The sequence below is a fragment of the Pseudomonas sp. RIT357 genome, from assembly GCF_000632245.1.
GTDB lineage: Bacteria > Pseudomonadota > Gammaproteobacteria > Pseudomonadales > Pseudomonadaceae > Aquipseudomonas > Aquipseudomonas sivasensis.
The window spans coordinates 25132-39134 of sequence record NZ_JFYX01000024.1; the positions used below are offsets into that span (position 1 = coordinate 25132).

Here is a 14003-nt window from a genome sequence, read left to right on the forward strand (position 1 = left end):
CATTTTTAACCATGCCCGCTTAAGATTTTCTTACCTTGGCGCGCCGCCACCAGCTTCGCCTGCCCATCCTTCTGCTTCCCCGTACGCGCCTCGCTGATCAACCCCGGTATCAACTTGCCCTCCGGCAGATTCTTCCAGAACCGGCTGGGCAAGTGCCCTTCCATTACCTTGGGATTCAACCGCGCCGGATTGAAAATATGGCTGTAATAAGTCAGCCACATAGCGCTGTGCGGGTCTTCGACATTCTGCGCCAATTGCTGCCACGCCTCGGGGCACTCGCGCTGATGAATCAGCTGTTCACCGTCGTAATACACCCCATCCAACGGCGTAGCGATCATCCAACGATGACGCCCCATACGCCCGACAAAGTGCTGGCTGGCCGATTTCAAGATGTCATGGGCCGGCTCATGCCAGGCCACATACTCCGGCAGTTCAGGCCCCGCCTCTGCCGGTAACGCGATGAACCGCACAAACGCATGCAGGTGATGGGCTTCACGGCTGACCTGTTTGATGCGCCGCTGCAATTCGCTGCCCAGCTTGTCGCCCGCCAGCATCGCCGTGCGGTCGCCATGGCTGACCCGCCACAGCACCTCATACAGCAGGCTCCAACGCTGGTCGCCGTGATAGCAGGCCGCAGACTCCAGCAGCTCGATCAGCGCCTTGGGAATACGCGCCTGAAACGGACCGAGACCTTCAGGAATCGCCTCGTCAGTGGCGAACAAATCCGCCACTTCGGCCTCACCCCAGCTCACCTGGCTGGGGTCGACCTGATGGCTGAGCAACCAGCGCGCCTGTTCGCGCCAGGTGCTGAACAGGTTGTCGCATTCCAGGCTGATCATCCCCACAACCCCATCTGTTGCGGTTGCGGACGATCGCGCAGTTGTTCGCGCAGCAGCACGCTGGTGCTGTCAGCCTGTTGCGGGTGGTAGTCGCTGGTGATGAAAAACGGCTTGGCCTTGGCCAGCACGCAGCGCATGCGGGCCAGGTCTTCGAAGCGAATCTTGCGTTCACGACGCAGGTCCACCAGGCGTTGGGTGGTGCGCAGGCCGATACCTGGGATGCGCGCAATAAGCGTGGGTTCGGCGCGGTTCAGATCAAGGGGAAACACCTCACGATGCTCCAGGGCCCAAGCCAGCTTGGGGTCGATATCCAACGCCAGATGGCCGGGGCCTTCGAACAATTCATTGGCGCTGAAGCCATAGCTGCGCAGCAGGAAATCCGCCTGGTACAGACGGTGCTCACGCATCAAAGGCGGCGCAGCCAGGGGAACGCTTTTCGGGCTGTTGGGGATGGGGCTGAACGCCGAGTAATACACGCGGCGCAGCTTGAAGTTGCCATACAGCGCCTCGGCGCCGTGCAGGATGGTGCTGTCATCGGTATCGTCGGCGCCGACGATCATCTGCGTGCTCTGCCCAGCCGGGGCGAAACGCGGGGCGCGAGGTTCGTTGAACACGGTCTGTTCGCCGGTGTAGATGGTCTGCATGGCCTGCTTGATGGTGACGATTTGTTTTTCCGGCGCCAGGGTGTTCAGGCTGGCCTCGGTGGGCAGTTCGATGTTCACGCTCAGCCGGTCGGCGTAGCGCCCGGCTTCGGCGATAAGCGCAGGGTCGGCGTCGGGAATGGTCTTGAGGTGGATATAGCCGCGGAAGTCATGCTCTTCACGCAATAGCTTCGCCACCCGTACCAACTGCTCCATGGTGTAGTCGGCCGAACGAATGATGCCGGAGCTGAGAAACAGCCCGCTGACGCAGTTGCGCTTGTAGAAATCGAGGGTCAGGGTGACCACCTCCTCCGGGCTGAAACGCGCGCGGGGCACGTCGCTGGAGCGGCGGTTGACGCAGTATTGGCAGTCGTAGAGACAGAAGTTGGTAAGCAGCACCTTGAGCAACGACACGCAACGGCCGTCGGGCGTATAGCTGTGGCAGATGCCCATGCCATCGGTTGAACCCAGCCCCGCCTTGCCCTCCGAACTGCGCTTGGGTGCGCCACTGCTGGCACACGAAGCGTCGTACTTGGCGGCGTCGGCGAGGATGCTGAGTTTTTCGATCAACTGCATGGAAGGCTACCGATACTGGTTTTTTGTACAGTATCAGGCAGCCCTCCGGGTCACAAGTGCAGTCTGTCAGCTGGCGGTGGCCAACAGCAGGTCCTGCACCGAACGCGCTTTGCCTCGGCTGCGGTCGTATTCATACAACGACGCGGCAATTTCATCCGCGCGAATCGGCAGAATCGACAGCAATGTGTCGCTCAAACCATGGCTGGCCTGGCTGAAGCCCTGGATATAGATACCCGCCTTGCAGCGATCGTCGGTCACGATGCGGTAGTCACGAGCCACTTCGAAATCACCCATATACGCTTCCAGAGGCGCCAGCAGTTCGCGGTGCATCTGACGCTCGTAGCCGGTCGCCAGCACCACCGCATCGTAATGATTGACGGTGATGTCACCGTTGGCATTGTTGCGCAGGGTCAACTCAATACCCATCGGGCCGGCCACCGCTTTTTCCACCACGGTCATGGTGCGGAACGCGTGACGGGCGATGCCGGAGACTTTCTGGCGGTAGAGAATCCCGTAGATACGCTCGATCAGGTCCAGATCGACCACCGAATAGTTGGTGTTCTGGTACTCCGCGACCAAACGCTCGCGCTCGGCCCCCACTTGTTGGAACACCAGGTCGGTGAAGGCCGGCGAGAACACCTCATTGACGAACGGGCTGTCATCGGCCGGCTTTAGCGCCGAACCGCGCAGGATCATGTCGACCTGCACCGACGGATAGCTGTCATTGAGGTCGATGAAGGCTTCAGCCGCGCTCTGGCCACCGCCAATGATCGCGATGCGCATCGCCTTGCCGTCCACACAGGGTTGCTGCGCAACGCGGGCCAGGTACTGGGAGTGATGAAATACGCGGTTGTCATCCTTGAGCCCTTTGAACGCCGCAGGCACCCGTGGCGTGCCACCGGCGCTGACCACCACCGAGCGCGTCGTGCGCACGTGCTGCTCACCGTGGGCATCGCGGGAAATCACGCGCAGGGCCTCGACCTGCTGCTGATGCAGGATCGGCTCGATGGCCAGTACTTCCTCGCCATAACGGCCCTGGTTCTGGAATTGCGCCGCGACCCAGCGCAGGTAGTCGTTGTACTCCATGCGGCACGGGTAAAAGGTGCCCAGGTTGATGAAGTCCACCAGGCGGTCGTGGGCTTTCAGGTAATTGACGAAGGAGTACGGGCTGGTGGGGTTGCGCAGGGTCACCAGGTCCTTGAGGAACGAAATCTGCAGTTCGCTCTGGGTCACCAGGGTATTGCCATGCCAGCGGTAGTCGGCCTGCTTGTCGAGAAACAGCGCGTCCAGCTTGCCCTGGGTTTTCTCTCGTTCCTGCAGAGCGATGGCCAGCGCCAGGTTCGATGGGCCGAAACCGATACCGATAAGGTCGTGAACCGCGGGCGAAGCAATTGCCTGTGTCATTCCAGTGTCCTCTGGATAAGCCCCTTGGCGATGGGGCAGGAATACCTTCAAGACCTGCACAACAGGTCATGTGTTGATAGGAAACGAGGACAGTGAAATAAAATTTACCTGATCAGCGATCAGTGCCCTTCCCACTCGCGCATCCGCACCCGACAGTGCTTCATGGCGTTGACGATATTTTTTTCCACCAGGGCGCGGGAAATACCCAGGCGCTCGGCAATCTGCAGGTGGGTCAGCCCGTCGAGTTTGCGCAGCAGGAAGCTGTCGCGGCAGGCTTTCGGCAACTCGGCCAGGGCACGATCAAGCAGCTCCAGGCGTTGGCCTTGGTCGTGGCTGGCGTGGGGGGAACTGGGGGAGAAGCGCTCTTCGCTGTCGAGTATTTCCAGCGGCTCGTGCTGGCGCAGTACGTTGCGCCGATGCCCGTCGATCACCAGGTTCAGCGCCGTGCGGTATAAAAACGCGCGGGGCTGGTCGATGGGGACAGCGCTGGAACGCTCAAGTACCCGAACGTAGGCGTCATGCACCACATCTTCGGCCACCTGACGGTTGCCCAGCTTGGCGTTGAGGAAACACACCAGCTCGCGATAGTAGTTTTCCAACATGACTCCCGACCGCCACAGAAAGGCGATATCCGTTCCTTGAGTACCTGAAAATGACAACCCATTGCGTAATGGCAGTTTGGGTGCGTGCAATTTATAGTAATTCTCATCTACTTTTAAACAAGTCTTGCGCCACCGGTCGTTTTTTTTACGCAAACGACCCGTTACACAGTGTGTAACAGCCTAAATCCTCACGCGTTTCTCTCGTTTAACTGTCAGCTCTGCGCAACTGCGCTCCGAACTTTCCTGGCTGGAACCTAAGCATGAAACGCCCTCGACCTGCCCGACGCGCCCTGCTAGTTGTGGCGTGCCTGATTCCCGTCATCGCGGTCGCCGCCTGGCAAGTACTGCCGACCGGCCGCGACACGCTGACCACCGTCACCGTGACCCGCGGCGATATCGAAAACAGCGTGACCGCTTTGGGCACCCTGCAACCACGTCGTTACGTGGACGTGGGCGCCCAGGCGTCCGGGCAGATTCGCAAGATCCACGTTGAAGCCGGCGACCAGGTGCAGGAAGGCCAATTGCTGGTAGAGATCGACCCCTCGACGCAAAAAGCCAAGCTCGATGCCAGCCGCTACGCCATCGAAAACCTCAAGGCCCAGTTGCAGGAGCAGAAGGCCCAGCACGAACTGGCGCGGCAGAAGTACCAGCGCCAGCAGCGTCTGGTCGCCGGCAACGCCACCCGCGAAGAGGATGTCCAGACCGCCAAGGCGGAACTGAGCGCCACCCAGGCCCGGGTCAATATGTTCCAGGCGCAGATCCTCCAGGCTCAGGCCAGCCTGCGCAGCGATGAAGCGGAGTTGGGCTATACGCGTATCTACGCGCCAATGACCGGCACGGTGGTTGCCGTGGACGCGCGGGTCGGCCAGACCCTCAATGCCCAGCAGCAGACGCCGTTGATCCTGCGCATCGCCAAGTTGTCGCCGATGACCGTGTGGGCCGAAGTCTCGGAGGCCGACATCGGCCATGTAAAACCCGGCATGACGGCGTACTTCACCACCCTGAGCGGCGGCAACCGGCGCTGGACCAGCACCGTGCGGCAGATCTTGCCAATTCCACCCCAGCCCTTGAACGAAACCCAGGGCAGCGGCAGCCCTAATAGCTCCGGCAAAAGCGGCACCGGCCGCGTCGTGCTGTACACCGTGCTGCTGGATGTGGACAACGGCGATAACGCGTTGATGGCCGAAATGACCACCCAAGTGTTTTTTGTCGCCAGCCAGGTCAAGGATGCCCTGACCGCGCCGGTCGCCGCCCTGCTGGGCAGCCACAGCGCCGACAAACAGATCGCCCGTGTTGTCACGGAGAACGGCCGCATCGAGGAGCGCGAGGTGCAACTGGGCATCAGTGATCGCCTGCGGGTGCAGGTACTCGGTGGCCTGAACGAAGGCGACCACCTGTTGATCGGCCCGGCTGCTGGCAGCGGGGGTTGAGTTGACCACGCCTCTGATCGAACTCAAGAACATCCGCAAGTCCTACGGCGGTGGCGACAGCCCACAGGTGGACGTGTTGCGCGGCATCGACCTGTCGATCCATGCCGGGGAATTCGTCGCCATCGTCGGCGCGTCCGGCTCCGGCAAGTCCACGCTGATGAACATCCTCGGCTGCCTCGATCGGCCCTCGGTCGGGGACTACCTGTTTGCCGGGGAAAACGTCGCCCACCTGGACAGTGATGAATTGGCCTGGCTACGCCGCGAGGCCTTTGGTTTTGTGTTCCAGGGCTACCACCTGATTCCTTCAGGCACGGCCCAGGAGAACGTCGAGATGCCGGCGATCTACGCCGGTATCAGCGCGGCCGAACGCCATGCCCGAGCCAACGCCCTGCTGACCCGTCTGGGCCTGGCCGAGCGTACCGGTAACCGTCCACATCAACTGTCCGGCGGTCAGCAGCAGCGGGTGTCCATTGCCCGCGCACTGATGAACGGCGGCCATATCATTCTCGCCGACGAACCCACCGGTGCCCTCGACAGCCATAGCGGCGCCGAGGTGATGACCCTGCTCGACGAACTGGCCAGCCAGGGCCACGTGGTGATCCTGATCACCCACGACCGCGAAGTCGCCGCGCGGGCCAACCGCATCATCGAGATTCGCGATGGCCTGATCATCAGCGACTCGGCCGATGACAGTGAAACCGCCCCAACAGCCGCCAGCGGCGCGTTGCAAGCCGTGGACCTGCGTCAACGCCTGGTCGACGGTGCGGAGCATAACGGCGCGTGGAAAGCCGAATTGGTGGACGCGGTACAAGCCGCCTGGCGGGTGATGTGGATCAACCGTTTTCGCACCGCATTGACCCTGCTGGGGATCATCATCGGCGTGGCGTCGGTGGTGGTGATGCTGGCGGTCGGCGAAGGCAGCAAGCGCCAGGTCATGGCGCAGATGGGCGCGTTCGGCTCCAACATTCTTTATCTGAGCGGTGCATCGCCCAACCCACGCACGCCACTGGGCGTCATCACCCTCAATGACGTCGAGGCACTGGGTGCGTTGCCCCAGGTCAAGCGCATCATGCCGGTCAACGGCAGCAAAGCAGGCGTGCGCTATGGCAACGTCGACTACATGGCGTACGTGGGCGGCAACGACACCAACTTCCCGGATATCTTCAATTGGCCGGTGGTCGAGGGCAGCTACTTCACCACCGCCGACGAGCGCAGCGGGGCTACGGTCGCGGTGATCGGCCACCGTATCCGCGAAAAGCTGTTCAAGGGCCAGGTCAATCCGATCGGACAATACATCCTGATCGAGAACGTGCCCTTCCAGGTGATCGGCGTGCTGGCGGAAAAAGGCGCCGCCTCCGGCGATAAGGACAGCGACGACCGTATCGCCATCCCCTACACCGCCGCCAGCGTGCGTTTGTTTGGCAGCTACGACCCCGAATACGTGGTGATTGCCGCCGCCGATGCAGGTAGGGTCCACGAAGCCGAAGTGGCCATCGACCAGCTTATGCAGAAGCTGCACAACGGCAAACCCGACTACGAGTTGACCAACAATGCCGCAATGATTCAGGCCGAGGCCCGTACCCAGAACACCCTGTCGCTGATGCTGGGCTCAATTGCCGCGATTTCCTTGCTGGTGGGCGGTATTGGCGTGATGAACATCATGCTGATGACCGTGCGCGAGCGCACCCGCGAAATCGGCATCCGCATGGCCACCGGTGCGCGCCAACGCGACATCCTGCGCCAGTTCCTTACCGAGGCGGTCATGCTCTCGGTGGTCGGCGGCTTGTGCGGCATTGCCCTGGCCCTGCTGGTGGGCGGCGTACTGGTGCTGGCCAACGTGGCGGTGCAGTTTTCCCTGGTGGCGGTGCTTGGCGCATTTGGTTGTGCGCTGGTCACCGGCGTCGTATTCGGCTTTATGCCGGCCCGTAAAGCTGCCCGGCTCGATCCGGTTAAGGCGTTGACCAGTGAATAAACGATCCATCCCCTCGCAGCTGTCCCTGATCAGCCTGTGCCTGCTGCTCAATGCCTGCGCCGGCGATCCACCCGCGGTGGACAGCGGTATTGCGCCGCCGGCCGCCTGGCAGTTCGCCGAGCGCGACGCGGCCCAGAGCACCAACCAGCACTGGTGGACGCAATTCGGCAGCCCGCAGTTGAACCGGCTGGTCGAACAGGCCCGGCGTGACAGTGTCGACGTGGCCGCCGCCATGGCCCGTGTGCGGCAGGCCCAGGCCAGTGCCGTGATCGCCGGGGCGCCGCTGTTACCCGAGGTGAAGTTCGACCTCGCCACCAGCCACCAGAAGCTGCTGCACGGCCAGGGCGGACCAGACCTGGACGTCTCGCAGAGCGACGACGCGGTCGACAATTTCGGCGCCAGCTTGACGGCCAGTTATGAAGTGGATTTCTGGGGCGGCCGCGCCGCCGCCCGAGACAGCGCCCTGCAGGGCCTGCGGGCCAGTGAGTTCGATCAGGCCACCGTGGAACTGACCTTGCTCAGCAACGTGGCCGACCGCTACGCGCAAACCCTGGCCGCACGTCAGCGCCAGCAAATCGCCGAGCTGAACCTGGCCAATGCACGCAACGTGCTCGACCTGGTGCAAACCCGCTACGACGCGGGCTCCGCCACGGCGCTGGAACTGGCCCAACAGAAAAGCCTGGTCGCCAGCCAGCGACGCCAACTGCCATTGATTCAGCAACTGGCCGAAGAATCCCAGATCACCCTCGCGGCTCTCCTTGGCCAGCCGGTTCAAACCCTGGACCTGGGCGCCGAGCCCTTCCAGGCCCTGACATGGCCAACCATCGGCACCGGCATGCCCAGCCAGTTGCTCAGCCGCCGCCCCGATATTGCCAAGGCAGAGGCCCAACTGGCCGCCGCGCAAGCGGACGTCACCGTGGCGCGCGCCGCGATGCTGCCAGCCTTGACCCTCGGCGCCACACTGGGCTCCGACGCCTACAAGGCCGTGGACATCCTGCGCAGCCCTTATTACACGCTGACTGCCGGACTGGCAGGCCCGATCTTCAACAACGGCCGTTTAAGCGCCGAACGCGACAAGGCCCGAGCGCGCCAGGATGAGCTGCTGTACGCCTATCGCGGTGCGATCATCAACGGTTTTGCCGATGTGGAAAAAGCCCTCAGCAGCATCACGCGCCTGGACCAGCAGCGCCAATGGCAAATGGAAGAATTGCAGCAGGCCCAGACCGCCTTCCAGATTGCTGAAAGCCGCTACCAAGCGGGCGCCGAGGACCTGCTTACGGTACTGGAAACCCAGCGCACGCTTTATGCTGCCCAGGACTTGAACGTGCAATTGCGACTGTCACGCCTGCAGGCAAGCATTGCGCTGTACAAGGCATTGGGTGGCGGTTGGAAGACTAATATCTGATAAACGAAACTCTTGTTTCGTACACCAGTCGTCTCACGCCCCTACATTCGTCACCTCAGGATCCTTGGTAAAAAGCCGCTTCCACACGGCTGCCCGGGACCTCCTGATGAATGTTGCAAAACACCTCGCATGCGGCTGTCTCTGGCTGGTCACTCATCTTGTCCAGGCAGAGTCACTGATCAAGCCCACCGCCATCGATTGGCTGCTCGATTGCACCCTCCCCACAGACGAACAGATGGCCCCTGAGGTGCTGGCGCGCACCCAGTGCGGCGTCGTGACAGTACCGCGTAACCACGCGGCCCCCGGGGAAGGCACTCAACGCCTGTACCTGACCCGTGTCGGCGCCCGTGAGCCACTGAGTCGTGAAGGTGTGGTATTCGTCCAACCCGGTGACACACTGCAGGAAAACAGCGCAAGTACGTTCAGCATTCACCTCGCCAGCCGTTGGGAGACCTACTACACACAGGCCTACCGCACTCTGCTCAACCGCTACGATGTGATTGAACTCAGCCCTCGCGAACTCACTCAGGCCCATGACGTCGAACAGGCAGTTCAGGACATGGAGTATGTACGCGCACAACTGGGCGACCCACGATTGCATTTTTTGGGTAACGGCCACGCAACCCGCCTGGGCAGCCGTTACGCGGTGCAGTTTCCCGAACGCGTCGCACGCATGGTGCTGGTCAACGCTGAACAGGGCACGGCAGACGCCTTTCAAGTCACACACCTGCGCCTCAGGGAGCCCACCAAACCGGACGGCGGAGGGTGTATCAGCCGATGGGTGGGCGATTTCCTGGCCCTTGGCAAACAGCCGCCGCCCTCCACTCGCTGTCTTGACGGGCTTGCCAGGGAGCAGGTCCACCGTTGAATTGCATTCCACGCCCCCCTCTTCAGTGATCAGTTCTACAATGCCCCCCATTCATCCCCAGGGGTTTTCATGGACATCGAACTGGCACGCACCTTCCTCGAAATCACCCGTTGCGGCAGCCTCGCGGCGGCGGCCGAGAAACTGCACGTCACCCAGACCGCCATCACCGCACGGGTCAAAAGCCTGGAAAGCCAACTGGGCAGTACGCTGTTCATCCGCAACCGCGCGGGTGCACGCCTGACCGCTGACGGCGAGGCCTTCGTGGTGTACGCCAACCAGTTGCTGCAAACCTGGGAGGCCGCGCGCCGCGACCTGCCGTTGCCCGATGGCTATCGCAATGTGCTGCATATCGGCGGAGAGGTCAGCCTGTGCAACCCGCTGATGCTCGGCTGGGCCCAGGCGCTGCGCGAGCATATTCCCGGCCACGCATTGCGCACCGAAGTGCGTGAAGGCGAATACCTGTTGCGCCAACTGGAACTGGGAGTGCTCGACGCTGCGTTGGTGTTCCAGCCGCAGTACTGGCCGGGGTTGCAGGTGGAGCAGGTGCTGGAAGAAAAGCTGATCCTGGTGCAATTGGTCAGCAAGCCGGCGCCGTACGTTTACATCGACTGGGGCCCGGGCTTTCGCCAGCAACATGACGCGGCCCTGCCCGACAAGGCCCGCGCTGCGGTGAGCTTCAACCTCGGGCCTTTGGCCTTGCAGTACATTCTCGAAAACGGCGGCGCCGGGTATTTCCGCACGCGGGTGGTGCAAAGCTACCTGGACAGCGGTGTGATGCAGCGTGTGGCCAAGGCGCCGGAGTTCAGTTTCCCAACCTACCTGGTGTATTCGCGGGCACGGGATTCGGCGGTGTTGCAGCAGGCCCTGGAGTTACTGCGCGACGTGGTCAAGGCCGAAGGTGACTGGTCGCAACGCTGGGATCCGCTGATGTGAAACGGGCTATGGACTCGCACAATCGCGAAGGCGGACTAAGCTCAGTCACCACCCAAAAATAATATGAGTCCCGACCATGCCCGACGCTACCGAGGCTTTCCGTGCCCGCTACCGCGCCGCGGTTTCCGCTCGCTACAACCCCTGGCTTCATGGTTTTTTTGTACTGGGTTACGGCATCGCCTGCATCACCCTGGCCTGGTCCAGCACTGAGCACATCACAGCGCTGCAATGGCTGACCGTGCCGTTGACCCTGCTGTTCTTCAACCTCTGCATCTACCTCGTGCACCGCCACCTCGGCCATCACAAACACGCCTTCGCGCGCTTGTTTTACGCACGCCATACCGGCGACCACCACAGTTTCTTCACCCCTGGCCACATGACTTACGACAGCCCACGGGACTGGCGGGTGATCCTGTTCCCGGCCTGGTTGATCGTGCTGCACAGCCTGGCCATCACGCTCCCCGCCTGGTGGCTGCTCAAGCAACTGAGCCCAAACGTTGCTGGGCTGTTTGCCGGGTGCATGCTTTTGGGCTACCTGTTCTACGAAGTGTTCCACGCCTGCGAACACCTGCCTGCGGAGCATCCGGTGGCGCGCCTGCCGTGGATTCGCCAGATGCACCGGCTGCATGCCCTGCACCATCGCCGCGAGCTGATGCAGGGGCGCAATTTCAATATCGTCCTTCCCCTGATGGATTACCTGTTCGGCACCCTGCACTGGGAGCCGAACCCCAACGACAACCAGGAATCGTCATGAGTACCCGTCCAAAAAAACTGCGCCATCTGCTATTTGTGTTGCTGCTGGCGGTGGTCGCCTTTCTGCTGCTGATGCCCACCAAGGTACAACCGGTGAACTGGTCACCGCCCAAAGCGCCATCGATGAAGGATGGGCCTTTCGCCGAAAACCAGCGACTCAAGGCTGTACAGAAAATCGGCGCCCAGGACATCGCCGGGCCGGAGGCGTTGCTGTTGGATGCACAGGGTTTGCTCATCAGCGGCCTGCATGACGGGCGCATCATCCGCACATCACCCGACAGTCAAAGCCTGGAAGTACTGGCCAATACGGGCGGTCGCCCACTGGGCCTGGCGATGCACCCGGATGGGCGCTTGATCATTGCCGATGGGGTGAAAGGCCTGCTCGCGCTGGACTCGAACCGCCAACTCACTTCCCTGAGCACCAGCGCCAATGGCCTGCCCTTCGGTTTTACCAATGACGTCATCGTGGACGCCAGCGGCCGTTATGGGTATTTCAGCGATGCGTCGAGCCGCTGGGGTTATGGGCAGGACGGCGAAGCGGTGATCGAACATGGCGGCGATGGGCGGCTGCTGCGTTACGACTTCAGCAACGGCAACACCGAGGTGTTGCTCGACCAGCTGCAATTCGCCAACGGCGTAGCCCTGGGCCCGGACGAAAGCTACGTACTGGTGAATGAAACTGGCGCCTACCGCATCAGCCGTTACTGGCTCAAAGGCGAACGTGCTGGCAGCCACGACCTGTTTATCGACAACCTGCCCGGCCTGCCGGACAACCTGAGTTTCAACGGCAAGGACCGTTTCTGGGTGGCGCTCTACTCACCGCGCAACCCGTTGCTGGACAGCTTCGCCGGCTACCCATTGCTGCGCAAAGTGATGGTGCGCGCACTGATGGTGGTGCCCAAGCCCATCGAGCGCAAAGCCTTTGTGTTGGGGTTGGATACCAACGGCAAGGTCATCGCCAACTTGCAGGATGGCAGCGCGGGCAACTACTCACCGATTACCACGGCGCGGGAGTATGGCGACTGGTTGTACCTGGGCTCGTTGACGAACACGAGCATGGCGCGCGTGCCGTTGCAACTGGCGTTAAAGCCGGAGTGAAGAGAGGGTCAGTTTGGTCCGGACGGGACGCCTGAGATCAAAATCAAAAGCAGAGAACAAGCCTAAGCCAGCCGGAGGTCTATCTGATGCATGAAGATCAAATGTGGGAGTGGGCTTGCCCGCGATGAGGGAGTGTCAGTTGATACATCTATGACTGACCCACTGCCACTGGGGTCAGGCCCCATCGCACATCTGGACTGAGTCCACTAAAAAATCGATTGGCTCTAAGGCTGCCGCGCTTCTGCCTTTAATCTGAAGTCGCCCGGTCAACCACGTAGGCCGACAGCTATTTATGCGGTCAAGCTGCCCGTTGAGATTCAGTCAATCGGGATGTCGCACCAGCTTCGCCAAACGGCCCAGACGACTGCGGCAATAGTCCAAACATAACCAAGACGATACGGCCACAACGCCCAACGCTTAAGCGCTAAAGGAACAGATGCCAGTTCGGCCTCAGTCACAAGGCCTGCTTTCAGGAAGGCCTTGGGCATCGACAGAATGTCGACCATCAACCCCATGCGATGATACCGGTCGATTCGCTGATTTCTTTTCCAAAAACGCTTATGTCTACGAACCTTTTCATTTTCACTGAAGTAACTTTCCAGCTCGTCGAGCTTCGTATATTCGGCAAACAGTACCAATCCTAAGAAAACAAACGTCCCGACAAACCAGACAACGGTATAGACCAGAAAAAAATCCATGGCTAAGCCCCCTCTGGCTGGAATATCAAGTCACCATCGACCTCTAGAGTGTTTTAAAAAAAAGAACAGGACGCGTCCCCTATAGCCAAGTGCACCAATAACCTCAACTGATAGCCCAAATCATCGCGAGACGGTATGGCCATACGGCCCAACGCTTAAGTGCCAAGGGAGTGAATGCAGGAGCAGTTTGGTCGCACCCTTTAAGTTTCAGTCAATCGGGATGTCGCACCATCTTCGCCAAACGACCCAGACGACTGTGGCAATAGTCCAAATTAAGCCGAGATAATAGGGCCACAACACCCAACGCCTGAGTGTTAACGGAACAGACGCCAGTTCGGCCTCGGTCACCACACCTGCTTTCACATGACGCGCTGAGTCTGACAGGTACTCAAACATCAACAACATGCGGTATTGCCTGTCGATCCACTGGTTTCGTCTCCAGAATCGCCTATTGTCGCGGACTCTTTCGTTCTGACTGAAATAACTCTCCACCTTGTCCAGTTTTGTGTATTCGGCAAACAGCATCAGCCCCAAAACGACAAACATCCCAGCAAAATGCACAAGGGTAAAGGCAAGAAAAAACGACACGATTAAGCTCCCTGTGGCTCGAAAATCAACTCACCATTAACCTCTAGAATCTTTCCACCCAGTAACGCACCTTCATCACCTAGAACAGAGCCTCCCGCGTGTCCCCCCGCAGCGCCTCCGATAACTGCGCACACGAGCGCACCTTGTGACTTCAGGGAAATGCCCAAAAATATGTGACACGCACGATGAGCGATGG

General features: G+C 60.8%; 13 protein-coding genes. 7 read left to right on the top strand and 6 right to left on the bottom strand.

Translation table 11 applies throughout. From position 1 onward, the window contains the following. Positions 1-5: 5 nt before the first annotated feature. The 4 genes from BW43_RS10535 to BW43_RS10520 all read right to left on the bottom strand — a co-directional run bounded on the left by BW43_RS10535 (position 6) and on the right by BW43_RS10520 (position 4062). On the bottom strand, positions 6-839 hold the full coding sequence (locus tag BW43_RS10535) for a TIGR03915 family putative DNA repair protein (RefSeq protein ID WP_032888158.1): 834 nt from the start codon (positions 837-839) through the stop codon (positions 6-8). Then, the gene (locus BW43_RS10530) at positions 836-2056 is read right to left on the bottom strand and encodes a putative DNA modification/repair radical SAM protein (protein WP_032888160.1); all 1221 of its coding nucleotides are present in this window, start codon (positions 2054-2056) and stop codon (positions 836-838) included. Before BW43_RS10530 ends, BW43_RS10535 begins: the two co-directional genes overlap by 4 nt. A 66-nt stretch (positions 2057-2122) precedes the next feature. Then, positions 2123-3460, bottom strand: a complete 1338-nt coding sequence (locus BW43_RS10525) for a lysine N(6)-hydroxylase/L-ornithine N(5)-oxygenase family protein (protein WP_032888163.1) — start codon at positions 3458-3460, stop codon at positions 2123-2125. 119 nt (positions 3461-3579) lie between these two features. Beyond that, a complete protein-coding gene (locus BW43_RS10520) occupies positions 3580-4062 on the bottom strand; it encodes a sigma-70 family RNA polymerase sigma factor (protein ID WP_032888165.1) in 483 nt (160 codons plus the stop codon). 260 nt (positions 4063-4322) lie between these two features. Here BW43_RS10520 and BW43_RS10515 point away from each other — a divergent pair, with 260 nt between their 5' ends. The 7 genes from BW43_RS10515 (at position 4323) to BW43_RS10485 (ending at position 12521) form a co-directional block, all read left to right on the top strand. Then, positions 4323-5492: an efflux RND transporter periplasmic adaptor subunit gene (locus BW43_RS10515; RefSeq protein WP_032888167.1), complete on the top strand. Its 1170-nt coding sequence runs from the start codon at positions 4323-4325 to the stop codon at positions 5490-5492. Position 5493: 1 nt separating this feature from the next. Beyond that, positions 5494-7464: a MacB family efflux pump subunit gene (locus BW43_RS10510; protein WP_032888168.1), complete on the top strand. Its 1971-nt coding sequence runs from the start codon at positions 5494-5496 to the stop codon at positions 7462-7464. Further along, complete coding sequence (locus tag BW43_RS10505; RefSeq protein WP_032888170.1) at positions 7457-8869, top strand: efflux transporter outer membrane subunit; 1413 nt, start codon at positions 7457-7459, stop codon at positions 8867-8869. Before BW43_RS10510 ends, BW43_RS10505 begins: the two co-directional genes overlap by 8 nt. Before the next feature lie 106 nt (positions 8870-8975). Beyond that, entirely contained in the window at positions 8976-9737 is a 762-nt protein-coding gene (locus tag BW43_RS10500; RefSeq protein WP_032888172.1) for an alpha/beta fold hydrolase, read from the top strand. Positions 9738-9806: 69 nt separating this feature from the next. Continuing rightward, a complete protein-coding gene (locus tag BW43_RS10495) occupies positions 9807-10670 on the top strand; it encodes a LysR family transcriptional regulator (protein WP_032888174.1) in 864 nt (287 codons plus the stop codon). Positions 10671-10746: 76 nt separating this feature from the next. Then, the gene (locus BW43_RS10490; RefSeq protein ID WP_032888176.1) at positions 10747-11424 is read left to right on the top strand and encodes a sterol desaturase family protein; all 678 of its coding nucleotides are present in this window, start codon (positions 10747-10749) and stop codon (positions 11422-11424) included. After that, positions 11421-12521 (top strand): SMP-30/gluconolactonase/LRE family protein, encoded by a 1101-nt coding sequence (locus tag BW43_RS10485; protein WP_032888177.1) that lies wholly within the window; start codon positions 11421-11423, stop codon positions 12519-12521. Before BW43_RS10490 ends, BW43_RS10485 begins: the two co-directional genes overlap by 4 nt. Positions 12522-12838: 317 nt before the next feature. On the opposite strand, the gene BW43_RS10480 is transcribed toward BW43_RS10485, so the two are convergent. Together BW43_RS10480 and BW43_RS10475 are read right to left on the bottom strand one after the other, a co-directional pair. After that, the gene (locus BW43_RS10480; protein WP_032888179.1) at positions 12839-13219 is read right to left on the bottom strand and encodes a hypothetical protein; all 381 of its coding nucleotides are present in this window, start codon (positions 13217-13219) and stop codon (positions 12839-12841) included. A gap of 207 nt (positions 13220-13426) precedes the next feature. Further along, positions 13427-13807, bottom strand: coding sequence for a hypothetical protein (locus BW43_RS10475; protein WP_032888181.1), 381 nt, complete (start codon positions 13805-13807; stop codon positions 13427-13429). Positions 13808-14003 lie beyond the last annotated feature (196 nt).